This window comes from Acidobacteriaceae bacterium (assembly GCA_028283655.1).
GTDB lineage: Bacteria > Acidobacteriota > Terriglobia > Terriglobales > Acidobacteriaceae > Granulicella.
Genome location: JAPWKE010000003.1, coordinates 2,882,401 through 2,901,358, shown reverse-complemented (window position 1 = coordinate 2,901,358; position 18,958 = coordinate 2,882,401). Strand labels below are relative to the sequence as shown.

The 18,958-nt window shown below is 61.2% G+C and carries 18 protein-coding genes; 12 read left to right on the top strand and 6 right to left on the bottom strand.

All coding sequences use genetic code 11. The features are described 5' to 3' along the window. Positions 1–54: 54 nt before the first annotated feature. Entirely contained in the window at positions 55–1,536 is a 1,482-nt protein-coding gene (locus tag PW792_15055) for a hypothetical protein (protein ID MDE1163240.1), read from the bottom strand. Between the two features lie 397 nt (positions 1,537–1,933). Here PW792_15055 and PW792_15050 point away from each other — a divergent pair, with 397 nt between their 5' ends. Further along, complete coding sequence (locus PW792_15050; protein ID MDE1163239.1) at positions 1,934–4,825, top strand: aconitate hydratase; 2,892 nt, start codon at positions 1,934–1,936, stop codon at positions 4,823–4,825. Positions 4,826–4,888: 63 nt separating this feature from the next. Here PW792_15050 and PW792_15045 read toward each other — a convergent pair whose 3' ends face one another. The 3 genes from PW792_15045 to rpsD form a co-directional block, all read right to left on the bottom strand. After that, positions 4,889–6,055 (bottom strand): AAA family ATPase, encoded by a 1,167-nt coding sequence (locus tag PW792_15045; protein MDE1163238.1) that lies wholly within the window; start codon positions 6,053–6,055, stop codon positions 4,889–4,891. A gap of 189 nt (positions 6,056–6,244) precedes the next feature. Further along, positions 6,245–6,499, bottom strand: a complete 255-nt coding sequence (locus PW792_15040) for a hypothetical protein (protein ID MDE1163237.1) — start codon at positions 6,497–6,499, stop codon at positions 6,245–6,247. A gap of 4 nt (positions 6,500–6,503) precedes the next feature. Further along, the gene (gene rpsD, locus PW792_15035) at positions 6,504–7,124 is read right to left on the bottom strand and encodes a 30S ribosomal protein S4 (protein MDE1163236.1); all 621 of its coding nucleotides are present in this window, start codon (positions 7,122–7,124) and stop codon (positions 6,504–6,506) included. A 286-nt stretch (positions 7,125–7,410) separates the two neighbouring features. Here rpsD and trpC point away from each other — a divergent pair, with 286 nt between their 5' ends. Together trpC and PW792_15025 are read left to right on the top strand one after the other, a co-directional pair. After that, positions 7,411–8,217, top strand: coding sequence for an indole-3-glycerol phosphate synthase TrpC (gene trpC / locus PW792_15030; GenBank protein MDE1163235.1), 807 nt, complete (start codon positions 7,411–7,413; stop codon positions 8,215–8,217). Then, on the top strand, positions 8,214–8,891 hold the full coding sequence (locus tag PW792_15025) for a phosphoribosylanthranilate isomerase (protein MDE1163234.1): 678 nt from the start codon (positions 8,214–8,216) through the stop codon (positions 8,889–8,891). The genes trpC and PW792_15025 overlap by 4 nt, the downstream gene beginning before the upstream one ends. 77 nt (positions 8,892–8,968) lie before the next feature. On the opposite strand, the gene PW792_15020 is transcribed toward PW792_15025, so the two are convergent. Then, entirely contained in the window at positions 8,969–9,127 is a 159-nt protein-coding gene (locus PW792_15020; protein MDE1163233.1) for a hypothetical protein, read from the bottom strand. Positions 9,128–9,272: 145 nt separating this feature from the next. Continuing rightward, positions 9,273–9,578 (bottom strand): hypothetical protein, encoded by a 306-nt coding sequence (locus PW792_15015; protein MDE1163232.1) that lies wholly within the window; start codon positions 9,576–9,578, stop codon positions 9,273–9,275. A gap of 337 nt (positions 9,579–9,915) precedes the next feature. Between PW792_15015 and trpB the strand changes: the two genes are divergently transcribed. From trpB to fldA, 9 genes are all read left to right on the top strand, one after another. Then, positions 9,916–11,160, top strand: coding sequence for a tryptophan synthase subunit beta (trpB, locus tag PW792_15010; GenBank protein ID MDE1163231.1), 1,245 nt, complete (start codon positions 9,916–9,918; stop codon positions 11,158–11,160). Then, a complete protein-coding gene (gene trpA, locus PW792_15005) occupies positions 11,160–11,939 on the top strand; it encodes a tryptophan synthase subunit alpha (GenBank protein ID MDE1163230.1) in 780 nt (259 codons plus the stop codon). The genes trpB and trpA overlap by 1 nt, the downstream gene beginning before the upstream one ends. A gap of 52 nt (positions 11,940–11,991) precedes the next feature. Beyond that, positions 11,992–12,255: a chorismate mutase gene (gene pheA, locus PW792_15000; protein MDE1163229.1), complete on the top strand. Its 264-nt coding sequence runs from the start codon at positions 11,992–11,994 to the stop codon at positions 12,253–12,255. Between the two features lie 38 nt (positions 12,256–12,293). Continuing rightward, complete coding sequence (gene aroF, locus PW792_14995) at positions 12,294–13,337, top strand: 3-deoxy-7-phosphoheptulonate synthase (protein MDE1163228.1); 1,044 nt, start codon at positions 12,294–12,296, stop codon at positions 13,335–13,337. Positions 13,338–13,461: 124 nt separating this feature from the next. After that, the gene (proB, locus tag PW792_14990; protein ID MDE1163227.1) at positions 13,462–14,280 is read left to right on the top strand and encodes a glutamate 5-kinase; all 819 of its coding nucleotides are present in this window, start codon (positions 13,462–13,464) and stop codon (positions 14,278–14,280) included. After that, on the top strand, positions 14,280–15,611 hold the full coding sequence (locus PW792_14985) for a glutamate-5-semialdehyde dehydrogenase (GenBank protein ID MDE1163226.1): 1,332 nt from the start codon (positions 14,280–14,282) through the stop codon (positions 15,609–15,611). The genes proB and PW792_14985 overlap by 1 nt, the downstream gene beginning before the upstream one ends. Then, a complete protein-coding gene (locus tag PW792_14980) occupies positions 15,611–16,480 on the top strand; it encodes a prephenate dehydrogenase/arogenate dehydrogenase family protein (GenBank protein MDE1163225.1) in 870 nt (289 codons plus the stop codon). The genes PW792_14985 and PW792_14980 overlap by 1 nt, the downstream gene beginning before the upstream one ends. A 158-nt stretch (positions 16,481–16,638) precedes the next feature. Further along, complete coding sequence (locus tag PW792_14975; GenBank protein MDE1163224.1) at positions 16,639–18,012, top strand: aryl-sulfate sulfotransferase; 1,374 nt, start codon at positions 16,639–16,641, stop codon at positions 18,010–18,012. 292 nt (positions 18,013–18,304) lie between these two features. Beyond that, a complete protein-coding gene (gene fldA, locus PW792_14970; GenBank protein MDE1163223.1) occupies positions 18,305–18,814 on the top strand; it encodes a flavodoxin FldA in 510 nt (169 codons plus the stop codon). Positions 18,815–18,958: the final 144 nt, after the last annotated feature.

Genomic DNA, 18,958 nt, shown 5'->3' with positions numbered 1-18,958 from the left:
CGCAGGAAAGCCCGCTCAATGAGCGGGCTTTCCTGCGTTGGAGTGGGGTTGGATTTAGTGGTGTCCACCATGTTCGCCACCACCGCCACCCGCATGGGCAGCTGGAGCAGCGTGTTGCTGAGGCGCTGCGTGCTGCTGAGGAGCGGCATGCTGTTGCGGAGCCGCGCGTTGTTGTGGAGCGGCATGCTCTTGCGGAGCACTACGCTGCTGCTGAGGCCGAGCCTGCTGCTGCGGACGAGCGGCTTCGGTACGAGGTTGCTGCCCACGAGATTGCTCGACATGGGATTGCTGTACCGCGGTGTGCCTTGTTGCGCCGGACTGCTGTCCGTGGTTTTCTGCGCCGCGGTTTTGCTCGCCCCCGTGCTGCACGTTGCCCGCTGGAGCCTGCGTATGTGCTGCCGGAGCCGCGTTGTGCGTCTCGGCAGTACGATTCTCGGCACCACGCTGCACGTTGTTTCCCGTCGCTGCATGGTTGCCGCTGTTCATCGCGCCGCCGTGAGCTGCCTGCGCGTTGTTCTGCTGGCCGTGCTCTGCGTTCTGGCCTCCGGTTCTGCCGTTCATGCCTGCACGACCGGGGTTTACGCCAGCAGGCGTGGCGTGAATGCTGTTGACGTTACCGATGCCGTGCGCCTGGGCCATCGTCCCGGGACGTCCGCCGTTGTTGGACGCAAACTGCGAGCGGTTGTTTCTCGCTTCGTTGTGCATCTGGGTCTGCGCTGACGTCGGGCCTTCGTGGCGCTCCTGCATGGCGTTGCGTTCGGAAGCACGTGGAGCCTGGTTGATGCCGCCACGTCCGCCGTTGTAGCTGACGCGATTGTTGGGCTGCATGCCATAGCGAACGTTGTTGTAGACCACGTTGCGGTCATACACGTTGCGAATGCCGCCGACGCGGGTGACGGAACGGTTGTACCAGAAGTCATTCCCGTGCCAGTAACCGCCCCAGTAGCCTGTACCGATGTAGCCAAAGCCGTAGTTAACGCCGCCGTAGAAGCCGACGTGCGGGCCCCAGTAGCCACGGTGGAACCAGTAGCGGTTGCCGTACCAGCCCCAGTAGGGCGGGGTCCAGAGCGCGCCGTAGTAGGGAGCAGCGACCCATGCGCCGGGTACCCAGTAGTAGCCGGTGTTTTCATAGCCCCAGTAGCCGGGCGTCCAGAGGTAATTGTCCGCAGGTGCGGGCGGCTGATCATACTCAGGCAGCGGCGGCGGAGCCTGGGTGGCGTAGATCGAAGACTGATCCTCCGCAGCTGGCTCGCCGTAGGATTCTCCGCTCTGCTGCGTGGTGTAGCTCTGCTGCTGGCCTGCGACGGCGGTGGGTAGTGCTGCTGTGCCGCCTGCTGGAGCGTTGTAGCTGTCGGCTGCCATGTTGGCCATGGCCGGGTCCTGCGCGGAGTTCGCCCCACTGGTGATCGGAGCCATCTGGCTGGAGTTGCAGCCGTTGCATCCGGCGAGTGTGAGAGCCAGGGGACAGGCCAGTGCGGCTACCAGCATCGAACGCAGCGGAAGACGCTGCCAGCGGGGTGTTGTGGTCGTGCTCATGAAAAACTCCTTCGGCGAGAGAGGGCCCGGGATGCTGCATGTTTCTCCGTACTTATTCGCCGTACAGGGATGGTTGGATGCCAAAAATGCTTCTTTCGGCGACAGAAAATTACAAACAGCGCATCGGGGTTGATATCGCCAGGGTTGGTAACCCCGTGGCTTGTGGGAGTGTGGACGAGCGTTGTGGTCTTTGGCGTAAGATGACCTGCATGAGCCTGTGCCTCCTAAAGCGATTTCGCCGGGGCCGCCACGATCGCGGCCGCTAGGGCTCTTTCCCGCTCGCTTCTCTCTGCATAACCTGAGTTTCGCCCGCTGCTTGCAAGTGTTTTCTGTGAGTGCGCGGCACTGACTGGCTTCCTGTACTCCGTAAGGGAAGCCGAGGAGAACGGACCCTCTAATGGCTACGACGAACCACCCGAACAGCTTTGGATCTGCCGCGACGCTTGTGTCCGGCGGCAAGACGATCAACTACTTTTCGCTGCCCGCACTCGATGGCAAGAACGGCATCGTGCTGAGCAAGCTGCCTTACTCGCTGAAGGTGTTGCTGGAAAATCTGCTGCGCCTCGAAGACGGTGTCACCGTCACCGCAGACGATATCCAGTTTCTCGCCACATGGGACCCGGAAGCGGAGCCCTCGCGCGAGATCGCGTACATGCCCGCCCGTGTGTTGATGCAGGACTTCACCGGCGTGCCTGCCATTGTCGATCTCGCGGCCATGCGCGATGCGATGAAGGTGTTGGGCGGCGACCCGCAGAAGATCAATCCGCTGCAGCCCGCAGAGCTCGTCATCGACCACTCGGTGCAGGTGGACGAGTACGGCGCGGCGAACGCCTACGACCTGAACGCGGCGCTTGAGTTCCAGCGCAACCGCGAGCGCTACGCCTTCCTGAAGTGGGGACAGACAGCGTTCAACAACTTCTCGGCCGTACCGCCGGGCATGGGCATTTGCCACCAGGTGAACCTCGAGTACCTCGCACGCGTTGTCTTCACCAAGACCGAAGCGGATGGTTCGGTGACCGCTTATCCCGACACGCTGGTCGGCACGGACTCGCACACCACCATGGTGAACGGTCTTGCGGTTCTGGGCTGGGGTGTTGGCGGCATTGAGGCAGAGGCCGCGATGCTGGGCCAGCCGGTCTCCATGCTGCTGCCGCAGGTTGTCGGCTTCAAGCTGATGGGCAAGCTTCGCGAAGGCACCACCGCGACCGATCTCGTGCTCACCGTCACGGAGATGCTGCGCAAGCTTGGCGTTGTCGGCAAGTTTGTGGAGTTCTACGGCCCCGGAGTGGCAGAGCTTCCGCTCGCTGATCGTGCGACGATTGCGAACATGGCGCCAGAGTATGGTGCGACCTGCGGCATCTTTCCGGTCGATGCAGAGACGTTGAACTACCTGCGTCTGACTGGACGTAGCGACGAACAGATCGCACTCGCCGAGCAGTACTACAGGGCGCAGGGTATGTTCCATACGGCGGATGCTCCCGAAGCGGAGTACTCCACGACGTTACAGCTCGATCTGGCAACGGTGGAGCCGAGCGTCGCAGGACCGAAGCGTCCGCAGGACCGAGTGTTGCTGAGCGAAACGCCTGCGAGCTTTGCCAAGCAGCTTCCGGCATTGCAGGGACCGAACGCGAACAAGGTTGCGGCGCGCCAGTTGGTGCGTTGGGAAGGTGAGGGCGGACACGCTTCGCTGACCGGAGATGTGACCAGCAGTGAAGGAGCTCCGGCACCCGCTGTGCCCGTAAGCGTGCTGGTGAATGTGACCACGCACGAGAATGAGAGTGACTCCGGCAAGGAGGTTGTGGCTCCTGCGAACTCTGTTTCCGCACGCTTTGGCGTCGACCCGGACAAGTATCTGAACGATGGCTCGATCGTCATCGCGGCGATCACATCCTGCACGAACACCTCCAACCCCTACGTGATGATGGCTGCTGGCCTGCTCGCGAAGAAGGCTGTAGAAGCGGGCTTGACCACGCCACCGTGGGTGAAGACTTCACTTGCGCCGGGTTCGCGTGTGGTGACGGATTACTACACGCGTGCCGGTCTGCTGCAGTACCTCGACGCTCTGCGCTTCCAGGTGGTCGGCTACGGTTGCACGACGTGCATCGGTAACTCCGGCCCGCTGCCGACGGATGTGTCGAAGTCGATTGAAGAGCACAGCCTCGTGGCGGTCTCGGTACTTTCGGGCAATCGCAACTTTGAAGGCCGCATCTCGCCGGAGGTGCGTGCGAACTACCTGATGTCGCCACCGCTCGTCGTGGCCTATGCGCTCGCGGGGCACATCTCGCATGACTTCGTGAAGGACGCGCTGGGCAAGGGCAAGAACGGCCAGCCAGTCTTCCTGAAGGACATCTGGCCGACGCAGAAGGAAGTCTCCGAAGCGGTCCATGCTTCGATTGACTCCGAGATGTTCAAGACGCAGTACGCGAAGGTGAGCGACGGAGATGCCAACTGGCAGCACCTGCAGTTCCCCTCCGGCGACACCTACGGCTGGGAGCTGGACTCGACCTACATCCGCAAGGCTCCGTACTTCGATGGCATGCCGGCGATCCCGGCGGATGTCGTGGAGATCAAGGGCGCACGCGTGCTGGCGGTGCTGGGTGACTCGGTCACGACTGACCACATCTCGCCTGCTGGTTCGATCAAGCTGAACGGGCCTGCGGGCAAGTACCTCAGTGAGAACGGCGTGAAGCCTTCCGACTTCAATAGCTACGGCTCGCGTCGTGGCAACCACGAGGTCATGGTGCGCGGCACGTTTGCGAACGTTCGTCTGCGTAACAAGCTTGCTCCTGGCACGGAAGGCGGCGTGACACGTCTGCTGCCCGAAGGCGAAGGCATGAGCATCTACGACGCTTCGGTGGAGTACGCACGTCGTGGCACTCCGCTCGCGATCCTTGCGGGTAAGGAGTACGGTTCGGGCTCCTCACGTGACTGGGCTGCGAAGGGCCCGCGACTGCTTGGCATCAAGTTCGTAATCGCCGAAAGCTACGAGCGTATCCATCGTTCAAACTTGGTGGGCATGGGCATTTTGCCGCTGCAGTTTGTCGCAGGGCAGAACGTCGAATCGCTCAGTCTCACGGGCGAGGAGATCTTCGAAGTTGTCGGCCTGAAGGCGATGCTCGATGCGAAGTTCGCCGACGGCAAGACGGTCGCGGTGATTGCAGAGAACAACGAAGGCAAGACCATCGAGTTCTCCGCAACGGTCCGTATCGACACCCCGCAGGAGATCCTCTACTACCAGCACGGCGGCATTTTGCAGTATGTGCTGCGTCAGTTGGCAGGCAAGGCGTAACAACTAGAAGTAGATAGAAAGCCGGATGCAGGGATGTTCCTGCATCCGGCTTTTTCATGTTCTTTATCGCTTGGGCCACTCCCACTTCGGCTTGTTGAATAACGTTTCGCTGCTAAGCACGGTCTCGCCGAAGTCTTTCTGCAGGTGCAGATGGCTGCATGAAGAGGAGTTCGTGAGTGGTGTGATCAGAGCTTGTGCGTGAGAGACCACGATGATCTGGGTTTGCTTTGCCGCCGCGAGGATTAGGCGCGCAAGTGCTGGGAGTAGATCGGGGTGGAGACTTGTTTCCGGTTCGTTGAGGACCATGAGCTGCGGTGGGCGCGGTGTGAGAAGCGCGGCGACGAGCAGCAGGTAGCGAAGCGTTCCATCAGATAGCTCCGCCGCGGCTAGCGAGCGGAGAAGGCCATGCTGCTGCAGGTTCAGATGGAAGCGTCCATTTGCGGCGTCAATGTGGAGGCGACTGCCCGGAAATGCGTCGTCTAGGGTGGTCGCCAACGCGTTGTCGGAGCGTATTTCGATGATGGTTTGCAGTGCGGCTGCGAGATTGCTTCCGTCGTGCTGTAGGACAGGACTCCATGTGCCAATTTGAGAAGCTCTTGCGGGAGCGTCGGAGTCGCTACGGAAGTGATCATAGAAACGCCAGCCTCGAACGGACTCACGCAGGGAAAGCATCTCTGGCGCTCGCTGCGGATCGGCCACGGAAGCGAGCATACTATCGGTGTCGTCGAGGTGCTGCGTCAGCATTGTCGGCTCTTCGTCGCTCGTGGTCGAGAGCCATACAAAGTTATTGCGACGTTCGACAAGTGCTGACGCGCGCCGGTATAGCGGGCCGTACCATAGACATTCGCGCTTGATGCGCGGATCAAGCTGGAACATCGAACGGGCTGGTGTTGGATATCCAAGGTCGATGCTGTAGCCGTATTCGTCGCCGCCGAATCCGAGCTTCAAGCTGGCTGAGTGATCGCGCTGGAGCGGTTCTGGTTCATACAAGCCCTGGCGTACGCTGCGTGCGATGGTCTCTGGGCCTGCCCAGAAGGTGGATGGAAGGCCTCCCTCGCGTGCAAGCGAAGAGACGACGGCGTTTTGGGCCACATCGGCAAGGAGGCGCAGGGAGCGGTAGACGCTCGATTTGCCACTTCCGTTTGCACCAGTGACCACCGTGAGCTGTCCAAGCGGGAGAACCAAGTCTCGCAGCGAACGATAACCCTGAACGGCGACTGTGCGGATCATGGTTCCAGCATAAGGCCGACGCGGATGGTGTCATGTGAGGGAAATCGGTTGGTTTGGCGGGAAACGCTCGTGTCCGCGTGGCTTCCGCGTATCATCGAACACATTCGGCCTTCTTCGGAATGTCGATCTCAAGGCCGCTGGGGTGCTTCGCCAAAAGACTGCCCCGGCGGCTTTCGTTTGTCTGCAGCCCTAGTGGATGAGCTTCGACAAAGTTGTGGCGTCTGCCTTGATTCCGCGCTCGACGGCCTCCATCGCCTCCGAGCACATCAGCAACAGGCGCGCGAAGCTTTCCAGGTCAAGCCGCAGACTGAACGCCTGAACATTCAGGCTCAGCGTGCCGCAGGAGCATTGCGTGATGCTGCCAAGGCCCTCGGCGCTGGCCAGCGACTGCTGGCTGGCCGGGTGCGTTGGGTTCGTCGTCGGTGCGGAAATCGGCTGGGCCATCTTGTTAGACACCTCTCTGCGCGTAGTACTCGGCCACGCGCTGTGGCTCGAACGCAAACGGAATGTGCCGCGCAGCAGGAAGCGCAATCAGCGTGGCGCGTGTGTTGTTGTTTTCACCAAACTGCAGGAACTCCGGCAGCGGGAGGCGGGGCGACTGGCGGCTGTCTTCGGTCATCGGGCCCTTGGCGTACTCGGTCAGTTCGACCGTGTCGCCGGGACGCAGCACCGCTGAGCCAATCGTCAGGCGCTTACCGTTCACCAGCACATGGCCGTGGTTCACAAGCTGCCGTGCCGAGGCGATCGAGCGTCCGAAGCCGGCGCGAAAGACGATGTTGTCCACGCGGCGTTCCAGCAGGCCGATCAGCGCTTCAATCCAGTTTGAGGGGGAGATGCGGCGGGCGTCGCGCACAAAGCGGCGGAGCTGCTCTTCGCGCAGGCCGTAGTGGAAGAGGACCTTCTGCTTTTCACGAAGCTGCAGGCCGTACTCGCTGAGCTTGCGACGGGTATGGGCGCCGCCGTGCTGGCCCGGGGGGAGGGGATTCAGTTCGAGGGCTCCGGGCTTGCCCAGTCCTGGCAACTCAAGTCCCAGCGCGCGCTGGATCTTAAACTTTCTGCGTTCACTCATTTCGGTCTTCTCCGGCGACCCGGCAAGCGACGCCGCTTTCCCCTCAGAAAGCCCTCGCCAGCCGAATCTTCATAGTCAATCTCGTGGATTTCCGGGGATGCTTCGCCAAAAGACTTCCCCAGAACCACCGTCTTGCTGAAGTAAGACTACTTCAGTCCGATATCCTGTGCGCAAGAAAAAATGTGAATGGTGAAGATTCGCACGGAACGGTTCAAATTGCAGGTTCGATGGCGCGGCGGGCTGTTGGGAGTGTTTATTGCAGCGCAGTCGTTGCATCATAGGAAGGATGAGTGCTGCTGCTGAACTTGAAAAGAAGATGTATTTGCCAGAGATTGTTGCCTGGCATCGCAAGGACGTAGAACGCCGCAAGGCCGAGACTGACTGGGCCGCGATGGAGCAGGCTGCGGCCGAGCATACGCCGCGTGGCTTTGCGCAGGCCCTGCGCGAGCGTGCCAAGGTTGGCCCGGCTGTGATCGCGGAGCTAAAGAAGGCGTCGCCTTCGAAGGGGCTGATCCGTGCGGAGTTCGACCCCTCGGCGCTCGCCGTGGAGCTGGAAGAGGCGGGTGCTGCCGTGCTGAGTGTGCTGACCGATGAGCCGTACTTTCAGGGCTCGCTGGTGAATCTGCGTGCGGCGCGCGCTGCGGTGAAGATTCCTCTGCTGCGCAAAGACTTCATGGTCGATCCGTTTCAAGTGCTGGAGGCGCGGGCCAACGGCGCAGATGCGATTCTGCTGATCGTTGCTGCACTGGATGACAACGAGCTGCGTACGCTTCGTGCCGAAGCCCGGCGTCTTGGGCTCGACGTGCTGTGTGAGGTTCACGACCAGGAAGAGCTGGATCGCGCGCGTGTGCTCGACTGCGAGTGCGTGGGCGTAAATACTCGCGATCTAAAGACGTTTCATGTCTCACTCGACCGCGCAATTGAGTTGGCGTCGCAGTTGCCGGTGGATGTGATCAAGGTGGCGGAGAGCGGTATCGGCGGTCGCGACGATGTGCAGCGCATGCGTGCGGCTGGCTTCGACGCGTTTCTGATCGGTGAGTCGCTGATGCGTGCAGAGTGCCCCGGCGATGCTCTGCGGGAGCTGCTTGCATGACGTGGGTGAAGATCTGCGCGAACACTAGCGCTGCCGACGCGAAGCTCGCAGCAGAGCTTGGTGCCGACGCTGTTGGCTTTGTCTTCGCAGCGTCAAAGCGCCAGGTGAACGCGGAGCAGGTAGCGGCGATCACCTCGCAGTTGCCGGAGAGCGTTGAACGCATCGGCATCTTTGCAACGGATAACGCTGCAGAGATCATCGCCGCTGTGTCTGCGAGCGGCTTGAGCGGCGTGCAGATGCACGGCGCTGTTCGCCCGGCCCTGATCGCTGCGCTGAACGAAGCGTTCGAAGGCCGCGTGCGGTTGATTCAGGTGGTGGGTTTTGAATCTGGCGGGGAAGATGCGTTTGAGTCTGCGCTGCGGGCAGCCGTGGCTCAGCCTGCTATTGACGCGGTGCTGCTTGATGCCGTGAAGTCAGGCGCGTCTGGCGGGCTTGGCGTGACGTTTGACTGGGAGACGGCACAGCGCATTGTGGCGCGTGTTTGGGCCGAGACTGCGACAGAGGTAAAGCTGATCGTTGCCGGTGGTTTGCGGCCGGAGAACGTTGCTGCGGCGATCGGCTGCTTTGCGCCTTATGGAGTCGATGTGGCGAGCGGTACGGAGGCTTCTCCGGGCAAAAAAGACCCTGCGCGGCTGGGTGCGTTTCTTCGCAACGTGCGCTCTGCGAAAAGCTGATCAATCTGCAGCAGAAACAGTGAAGCCCGTCTCGCAGTTTCGCGTGGCGGGCTTTTCGTTTGTGTTCGGCGCAAAACTTATCTATGTGCGCTGATGTCGTGAATCGTGTGCGGCTTCGGCGAGCGGTCGTGAATCGTGACCGTTGTCGGGTGGGCGGCGATGATGACCGGTTTGGCAGATGCAACTGCCGGCGCCAGGATCAAGGCCGCAGCGAACACATAGCGTGTCAACTTCATGCGGCTCTCCAATCCGGGTAGCTGTTTCGCTCGAGCGGAACGTTCTCCCGTTACACCTGATACGACGCCGCAGGGTTGCCTCCGGATTCACAAATCTTCCCGGCTGTTCTAACACCGCACAGCAGCCACATCGCGCTCGTGCGCTCTAGTAATGCCCGTTCCGCTCGCGCTTCTTCACGTCGTGGTTCTTGCGTGCCTTATCGGCCAGCAGACCGCCTCCTGCTCCGACTGCGCCGCCGATTACAGCACCTTTACCGCCTCCGACCAGGCCTCCGACGACCGCGCCGCCAACTGCCGAACCTCCGACGACCTTGGCCGTGGTGTGGTGGCGTTTGTCAGAGCGATCCTGGGCGCGTTTCGCGTCCTGGTGCACGGTCTGAGCGATGGAAGCGACCGGAGCGGCCAGCAGAGTGGCAAGAGTTATCTTTGCAGCTAGTTTTGTCATCTTCATTGTCGTGACCTTTCTTCTGCGTACGAATTAGATGGATGCGGGGTTATGTGGCTGCCGATGTACGATTTCCGGGCAAAATAAAAGAAATTGACGGGCAACACTTGCGTTCTTCTGGCTCGCGGAGTAAGTTGACTAGGAATGCGTAACTCGTTCAGCCCGTTTTTTGCGTTTCCGTTCCGCTACTGGCACCCGGTAGCGGCGACGGCGGACTGAGCCTGCACGAAGACTCTGCAACAGCAACACGAGAGCTTCCCAGCAACGCACAAAGACCTCCGAGCCGCGACCCAGAAAAGGGCGCGGCTTTTGCTTTAGGACGAACCGAAATACAGGAGAAGCAATGAGCAGTGTCGAGACGATGACGAAGCCAGCAGCCGCTACGCCGGCGAACCAGCTGGCAGGACGCTTTGGGGCTTACGGCGGCCGTTACGTGCCGGAGACGCTGATGGCTGCGCTGCTCGAACTGGACAAGTGCTACGCTGACGCGCAGGCTGATCCGGCGTTCCATGCGGAGCTCGATGGGCTGTTGAAGAACTACTGCGGTCGTCCTACGCCGCTGTACTTTGCCAAGCGCCTGAGCGAAGAGCTCGGCGGCGCGAAGATTTATCTGAAGCGCGAAGACTTGCTGCACACCGGCGCGCACAAGATCAACAACGCGCTGGGCCAGGCGCTGCTCGCCAAGCGCATGGGCAAGACGCGCATCATCGCGGAGACGGGCGCGGGCCAGCATGGCGTGGCGACGGCAACGGTTTGCGCGTTGTTTGGGCTGGAGTGCGTGGTGTACATGGGCGAAGAAGACATGCGCCGCCAGGAGCCGAACGTCTACCGTATGCGCCTGCTCGGCGCAGAGGTGCGCGGCGTGGGTGCGGGTTCGGCGACGCTGAAGGACGCTATCAACGAGGCGATGCGCGACTGGGTCACGAACGTGCGCAACACGTTCTACATCCTCGGCTCGGCGCTGGGCTCGCATCCTTACCCGACGATCGTGCGCGACTTTCAGCGTGTGATCTCGCGTGAGTCGCGTGAGCAGATTCTTGCGGCGGAAGGCAAGCTGCCGGACACCATCGTGGCTTGCGTGGGCGGTGGATCGAACGCGATTGGTGCGTTCTTCGAATACCTCAACGACAAGGATGTTGCGTTGGTCGGTGTCGAGGCTGGTGGGCGCGGCACGGCGCTTGGCGAGCACGCGGCGCGCTTCCACGGCGGCGTTCCGGGCGTGCTGCAGGGCACGTACAGCTATGTGTTGCAGGACGATGCGGGGCAGGTTGCATCGACGCATTCGGTATCGGCGGGTCTCGACTACGCGAGCGTTGGGCCGGAGCACGCGATGCTGCACGACTCGGGCCGCGCGACGTACACGTACGCGATGGACCACGAAGCGCTCGATGCGGTGAAGGTGTTGAGCCGCACGGAGGGCATCATTCCGGCGCTGGAGTCGGCGCACGCGATTGCTGAGGCGATCAAGCTCGCGCCGAAGATGGGCAAGGGCATGGTGCTGATGGTGAATGTCAGCGGTCGAGGTGATAAGGACCTTGGGATTCTGCGCAAAGAGATGAGCCTGGAAGGCTTGGAGGCAAAGAAGTAATGTCGATTCAGTTTGAGAATAAGCCCGGCCTCGTTATTTACTTCACCGCAGGCGATCCCGATCTTGCCACCACGCGCGATATGGCGATCGCCGCGATTGACGCCGGTGCGGATGTCATCGAACTCGGTGTGCCGTTTAGCGATCCGTTGGCTGATGGCCCGGTGATTCAGCGTGCGAGTGAGCGCGCTGTGGCGAAGGGAACGCGGCTTACGGATGTGCTCGGTACCTGTCGCGAGATTCGCGATGCGCGGCCGAACGCAGGCATCATTCTCTTTAGCTATCTCAACCCCGTTGTGCGCTTTGGCATGGCTGCGTTCGCGAAGGCCGCGAAGGCTGCGGGTGCGGATGGTGTGTTGCTCACCGACATGATCGTCGAAGAGGCGGGTGAGTATCTCGCAGCGATGCGCGAGAACGATCTTGCGCCGGTGTTCCTCGCTGCGCCGACCTCGCCGGACGAACGCCTGAAGGCGATCGCGGAGCACTCGCGCGGATTCGTCTACGCAATCTCGCGTGTGGGCATTACGGGTACGCAGACGGAGCTTGCAGCCGATGCCGAGTCGCTGGTGAAGCGTCTCAAGCAGTTCGCGCAGATCCCTGTGGCGCTGGGCTTCGGCATCTCGACGCCCGAGCATGTGAAGACTGTTGCGGGCTTTGCGGATGCAGCTGTTGTGGGCTCCGCGATCGTCGCGCTGGTGGAGAAAACGCCAACAGCGGAAGCAGCGAAAGCCGTTGGCGACTTTGTTCGCTCGCTCAAGACGGGAGGCCAGCCTTCTTTCTAAACGCATATCATCGGAACGCACCCACATCTACAACCTGGCACGGAGAACCACGATGGAAATAGCGGACTGGCGTAACAAGATTGACGAAATTGACGAGCAGATCACAGCGCTGCTGAACAAGCGCGCAGAGTGCGCCGTCGAGATTGGCAAGCTCAAACAATCCAACGCAGCGCCTGTGTATGAGCCACAACGCGAGCAGAGAGTCTTTGAGCATGTAAGCACCGCAAGCGCCGGTCCGCTGACCACCGCTGAACTTACTGACATTTACCAGCGCATCATGGACGTGATGCGCAACAAGCAGAGGCCTGCGAAGTAGTTCGCCGCCTCGCACTGAAGAGAAAAGAGGATTTTGTGATGATCGTTGCCATGCAGGACAAGGCAAGTCTGGAACAGATTGAAGCCGTGATCGAACGTATGGAAGAGCTCGGCTTCAACGTACACCGCACCACCGGCGAAACGCAGACCATTCTCGCTGGCGTTGGAACGCCGGGACACTTCGAAGTGACCGAGTTCCAGGTGCTGCCGGGCGTGTCGCAGGCGTACCGCATCTCTTCGCCGTACAAGCTCGCCGGCCGCGGCTTCCGCCCCGAGGGCACGAAGGTGACCTTTCCCAACGGCGTCGTTGTCGGTGGGGAAGAGATCGTCGTAATGGCTGGCCCGTGCTCGGTGGAGTCGCGTGAGCAGATCCGTGAGAGCGCACGCCTTGTTGCTGAAGCCGGCGGTCAGTTCCTGCGCGGTGGAGCGTACAAGCCGCGTTCGTCGCCGTACTCGTTCCAGGGGATGGGCGTGGAAGGCTTGAAGATCATGCGCGAGGCTGCGGATGAGTACGGCCTGCTGGTGATCACCGAGGTTATGGAGATCTCGCAGATCGAGCAGATGCTGCCGTATATCGACTGCTTCCAGGTCGGCGCGCGGAACATGCAGAACTTCAACCTTCTGCGTGAGCTCGGCAAGGTCCGCAAGCCTGTGTTGCTGAAGCGCGGCATCGCTGCAACGATCGAAGAGCTTCTGCTTTCGGCGGAGTACATTCTCTCCGGCGGCAACTACGATTTGATCCTGTGCGAGCGCGGCATCCGCACCTATGAAACCGCGACGCGCAACACGATGGACATCTCGGCGATCCCGGTGTTGAAGAAGCTGACGCATCTGCCGGTCTTCGGCGACCCGTCGCACGGCGTCGGTATCCGCGCGTTCGTTCCGCCGATGGCGATGGCGACGGTGGCTGCCGGTGGCGATGGCCTGTTGATGGAGATGCATCCGAACCCGGACAAGGCGATGAGCGACGGCGCTCAGTCGCTGACGCCGGAGCAGTTGACGGAACTGGTGGTAAAGCTTCGCCAGTTGGCTCCGATCGTCGACCGCACGGTGGCTCCGGCGGTACAGGCTGTCCACGCATAGGCCATGTTTTAGGCAAGAGCGCCCATCGCTGCTGTAGCAACGATGGGCGCTCTTGTATGCAGGCTCGGCTTAGGGGTGCGCTGCTTGTTATCCTCGAAGTGTCTACCGTAAGAAAGAGAGTTGTATGCGTCGTATTGTCGTCAAGCTGGGAACGAACGTCATCATGCGCGCCGATGGCAAGGTGGCGCTCGGGTTGTTGTGCGGACTTGTAGAGCAGGTTGCGGCTCTGCGTGACCAGGGCTATGAAGTGCTGGTGGTGTCGTCGGGCGCTGTTGGGCTCGGCGTGGAGCGGCTGGGGCTGAGCGCGCGGCCCACCGTGCTGGCACAGGTGCAGGCTTGTGCGGCGATTGGACAATCGCGGCTGATGGCTTTCTACGGCGATGCGTTCGATCGGCTGAACTGCCCGATTGCGCAGGTGTTGCTGACGGAAGATGACTTCCGTGATCCCACTCGCCATGCGAACCTGCGGGCGACGCTTGATGCGCTGCTAACGATGGGCGTGATTCCGATCGTGAACGAGAACGATACGGTGTCGACGATGGAGTTGGAGCGTCCCAGTGATGGCGCGCCGCAGCGCGAACGTATTTTTGGCGACAACGACAAGCTTTCGGCGTTGCTGGTGAAGCATATCGGCGGCGATCTTCTGGTGCTGCTTTCGGATGTCGATGGCTTGTATGACCGCAATCCGAATGAGCCGGGCGCAACGCTGTTGCCGCGTGTGGACGCGATTGATGACAGCGTGCTGCAGATGGCGCAGGGAAGCTTGAGCGCACGTGGACGTGGCGGCATGACCTCGAAGCTGGAGAGCGCCAACATTGCGTTACGCGCAGGCAAGCAGGTAGTGATCGCGAACGGTCGTACGCCGCAGGTGCTTGAGCGCATCATGGCGGGTGAAGAGGTTGGTACACGTTTTGCCAAGCCTGTTGCGGCGGGGAGCTGGTAATGGCTGCGCGTAGCGTGCGAGAGGTAGCGGTAGCGGCAAAGGTGGCGTCGCGCGTGCTGGCGCCGCTGGAGGAAGCCGTGCGTAACGCTGCGCTCGAAGCCATGGCTGAGGCCGTGGATGTTGCGGCGGAACGTTTGTTTGCCGCCAACGCGGAGGATCTTGCTGCGGCGGAAGCGTTGAGCGGTGAGGAGAAGCTTTCGCCTTCGACGCTCTCGCGACTGAAGCTGACGGAAGGTAAGCTGCGTGAGATGGTCGAGCAGATTCGCTCGGTGGCAGCGTTGCCTGATCCGCTGGGGCGAGTGCTCGATGCGATGGAGCTGGACGATCAGGACCCGCAGCCGAATGGCGCTGCGAAGGGCTTGCACCTGCAGAAGATCTCCGTGCCTCTTGGTGTTCTGGCGGTGATCTTCGAAGCGCGTCCTGACGCGGTGACGCAGATTGCGTCGCTGGCGATCAAGAGCGGCAACGCTGTGATGCTGAAGCCGGGCAAGGAAGTCGAACGTACCGCGACGGTGCTGGTGGACGTATTGCGCGAAGCTGTTGCGGCTGCTGGCTTGCCGAGCGATCTGATTACGCTGGTGCTGGGTCGTGAGCGTGCAAACGAGATGCTGGCGATGCACGATGCGATCGACATGGTGATCCCGCGCGGATCGAAGTCGTTAGTGGAGTTTGTGCAGGCCAATACGCGGATTCCGGTGCTGGGGCATGCGGAAGGTATTTGTCACATCTATGTCGATCTGGCTGCGGACGAGCCGTTGGCGTTGCGCGTGATCGACGATGCAAAGCTGGATTATCCTGCCGCATGCAATGCGGTGGAGACGGTGCTGGTGCATCGCGATATTGCTGCGACGTTTGTGCCGAAGCTGGCAGAGCAGTTGGCTCGTCGCGGCGTGAAGTTGCATGGTGACAGCGCGGTTCGTGCGCTGGCTGCGGATGTGGATGCGGTGACGGACTGGTCGCAGGAGTACGGTGAGCCAGAGCTTGCGATGGGCGTGGTCGACTCGCTCGAGGCTGCGATTGAACACATTCACAAGCATGGTTCGCTGCATACGGAGAGCATCCTGACCGAAGATGCTACGGCTGCGGAGCGATTCCTGCGCGAGGTGGATGCCGCAGGTGTGTATCACAACGTGTCGACGCGTTTTGCCGATGGCTTCCGCTATGGCTTTGGCGCGGAGGTTGGCATCAGTACGAGCAAGTTCCATGCGCGCGGCCCCGTGGGGCTGGACGGAATTACGACATACAAGTATGTGTTGCGCGGTCGCGGACATGTAGCCGGTGATTATCGTGGCAGCGCAGGGCGGCAGTTTACGCACAGGCGAGAGGTCTGATGGCGACGCGCGTTCTCATTCTTGGAACAGGACTTATCGGAGCCTCGATCGGGCTAGCGCTGAAGGCGCTAGCACCGGAGCATGGCGTGGGTGAGGTGCTGGGATGGGATGCGAGCGCGGCTGAGTCCGCCGCGGCGCTGCAGGCTGGTGCGGTCGATCGGGTTTTACCCCAGATCGAGGACGTCTTTGAGCCGGGAGTGGCCGACATCTATGTGCTGGCCGTGCCGGTGCTGCCGATCCTGGACTGGATGGAGCGGCTTGCGGCGGTGCTTGGTGAGTCACAGCTTGTGACCGACGTTGGCAGCACGAAAGTTGCGATCTGCGCCAAGGCGGACGAGCTCTACAACACTGCGGGCAAGGCGGCGTTTCTGCCGGGGCATCCGATGGCGGGAAAAGAGTCGGGCGGCGCGGGATTGGCCGAGGCTTCGCTCTTTGCAGGAGCGACCTGGCTGTTTACGCCACTGGTTGCGGATGGTGCTTTGGCGGCACAGTGGCGCGCCTGGGTGACGGCGATGGGCGCGGTGACGCGTGAGATCGCGGCCGAGCGGCACGATACGGTTTGTGCGTGGGTTTCGCATCTGCCGCAGATGTTGTCGACGGCGTTCGCGGCCCTGCTCGAAGACTCGTTCGGCGAGGACGAGGCTGCGATGGAGGACATTCGCGCGATCGGTGGACGTGCTCTGCGCGAGACGACTCGACTTGGAGCAAGTCCTTACAGCATGTGGCGCGATATTGCGCTGACGAATACGAAGCCGCTGGCGGCGACGCTGTTTGCGTTGGAGCAGCAGTTGGCGCATGTGCGGGAGAATCTGCGGACGCCAGAGTTGCGCGAAGAGTTCAAGGTAGCGAATCGGTTCCGCGCGAAGTAGCTTCCTGATTCGTGGCGCGGCTGGGGAAGAACGCGCCAGGACGCTGGGGCGCGAAGTCCACCACGTACAGGCGACCAGCGAGTACAGTTCGTTCGCTTGCGTTGCTATGATCGGCTTATCGCTGCGCTGTTGAAACGTTGCTCTTGAGGTGCTGGTCTATGCGTCGTCTGTGCTGGTTTGCGTCGGTTGCTGCTTCGGCTTTGTTGTTTGCAGGTGTGAGTGAGGCCAGGACTCCACCGCCTCCGCGGGTCTACCCGACGGGGGTCACGATCTACGATCCGGCGAAGGCGTACAACAGCTTCGTTGGCTTCAGTGGGCCGGACGGGTTGATGCATCTGATCGACATGAACGGGCATGAGGTGCATCGTTGGTCGCATGGTGGAAACCCCGGTGAGGTGCTCGATCCGAAGCTGGTGGGTGGAGCTCGTGGGCATGTGATGCTGCAGCTTTCGGAGAACGATGATCCGCGCGGCGGCATCTTCAAGGACAAGACCTTTGGCGAGGTCGACTGGAACGACAAGACCGTGTGGGAGTGGGGCAAGGATGCTCCCGATGGCGGCGCGCTGCAGAACCATGACTGGGCGCGGCTGGCGAACGGCGATACGCTGATACTGCGAACCGTTCCCCATGCAGTGAAGGGCCTGGGGCCGAAGGTGATCGGCGATCAGGGCATCTTTGAGGTGACGCCTGCGGGCAAGATTATCTGGAGCTGGGTGGCGGGCGATCACCTGGATGAGTTCGGCTTTCCGCCCGAGGGAATGGCGTATCTGCGCGAACGCGTGAAGCGCAATCCACCGGAGCCGTATGGCTACCTTGAGATCAACGACATGCAGGTGCTGGGGCCGAACAAGTGGTTCGACGCAGGTGACAAGCGGTTTGATCCCGAGAACATCATGATCGACTCGCGCAAAGGCAACGTCGTGCTGATCATCAGCAAGAAGACGAGCAAGGTGGTTTGGCGTCTGGGGCCAGTCTTTCCGGGGGATGAGTACTCGCCGGACCAGCGTATCGGGAACCAGAAGTTGCCGCGACCGGTGGACCAGATCTCGGGCCAGCACAACGCGCACTTGATTCAGCAGGGGCTGCCGGGGGCAGGCAATCTGCTGCTGTTTGACGATGAGGGTGGAGCAGGTTTTCCGCCGGCAGCGTTGGGGATCTATGCCGGTTCGCGCATCCTGGAGATTGATCCGGTGAAGAAGGAGATCGTCTGGCAGTACACGGGCGAGAACTCGGGGCGGCCGACGTGGACGTTCTTCAGCTCGTTTGTGTCGAGCGCGCAGCGGTTGCCGAACGGTAACACATTGATCTGCGAAGGCATGTACGGACGGCTCTTTCAGATCACGCCGACGGGCGAGATCGTCTGGGAGTATGTGGTGCCGTACTTGAGCCACGGCAAGCGCGGGGATAAGCCCTTTGAGTCGATGCTGACGTATCGTGCGCAGGCGGTGCCGTATGCGTGGGTTCCGGAAGGGACTGAGCACACCGAAGTGCCGGTGAAGGAAGAGGACATCAGGACGTATCGCGTTCCGTAGCCGATTTGCGATGGATGTGACGAAAGGGGGCAGGGCTTAGGCTCTGCCCCCTTTTGTATTTGGCGATGTCTGCCGCCAAAGGCAACGCAGCGGTTTCATCTGCGGCTCAAGGGCGCTTTTTTGCGGCTGAGACGCTGATTTTTACCGCTGAATGTTAAGTGCGACTAGTTTGGTCGCTTATTGTCTACTCTGAGCGCAGATACCTGCTGGGAAGCTGGCTGTGACGCTTGAGGGGGTGCGTGGCTTGGGCTTTCGGAGAGGTTAACAAACCTGTTCTGAAGGAGAAACTACGATGAAGGCGACGATCATTTACGGATCTGACACGGGAAATACACGCACGGCGGCGGAAGACATTGCCGAGCAGCTTGGGGGGCGGAGCCTGGAGGTTATCTCTGCGACGGTTGAGGACTTTGAGGGGTGCGATCTGCTGGTGCTGGGGACGCCGACCTCGGGGTATGGCGATCTGCAGGCCGATTGGGAGTGCTATCTGAAGACTCTGCGCGCGGCCAGGCTGGAGGGGCGCACGGTGGCGTTGTTTGGGCTGGGCGACCAGATGACGTATGCGGACACCTTCTGCGATGCGATCGGGGTGCTGTACGAAGAGCTGATGGGCTTGGGGGCGGCGGTAATCGGTGCGACCGCGACGGCGGGGTATGACTTCTTCAGTTCCCGCGCAGTGGTGGAGGGGCGGTTCGTCGGCCTGGTGTTGGATGAAGAGAATCAAGGAGATGAGAGCGGCTCACGCATTGCGTCCTGGGTCGTTTCGCTGAAGGCGCAGGTGGGCGAACTCGTGGAAGCGTAGGTGTAGGGTTGCTGTGGCGTTCGGCTGCGTTATGATTTTAGAGAGGAGCGAACCGAACGATGAGCGAGCAGCACGATCACGCAGGACATGATTGGATTGACGAGTGGTGGCCGGTAGGCCTGATCGCCTTTGGCGTGGCATGCA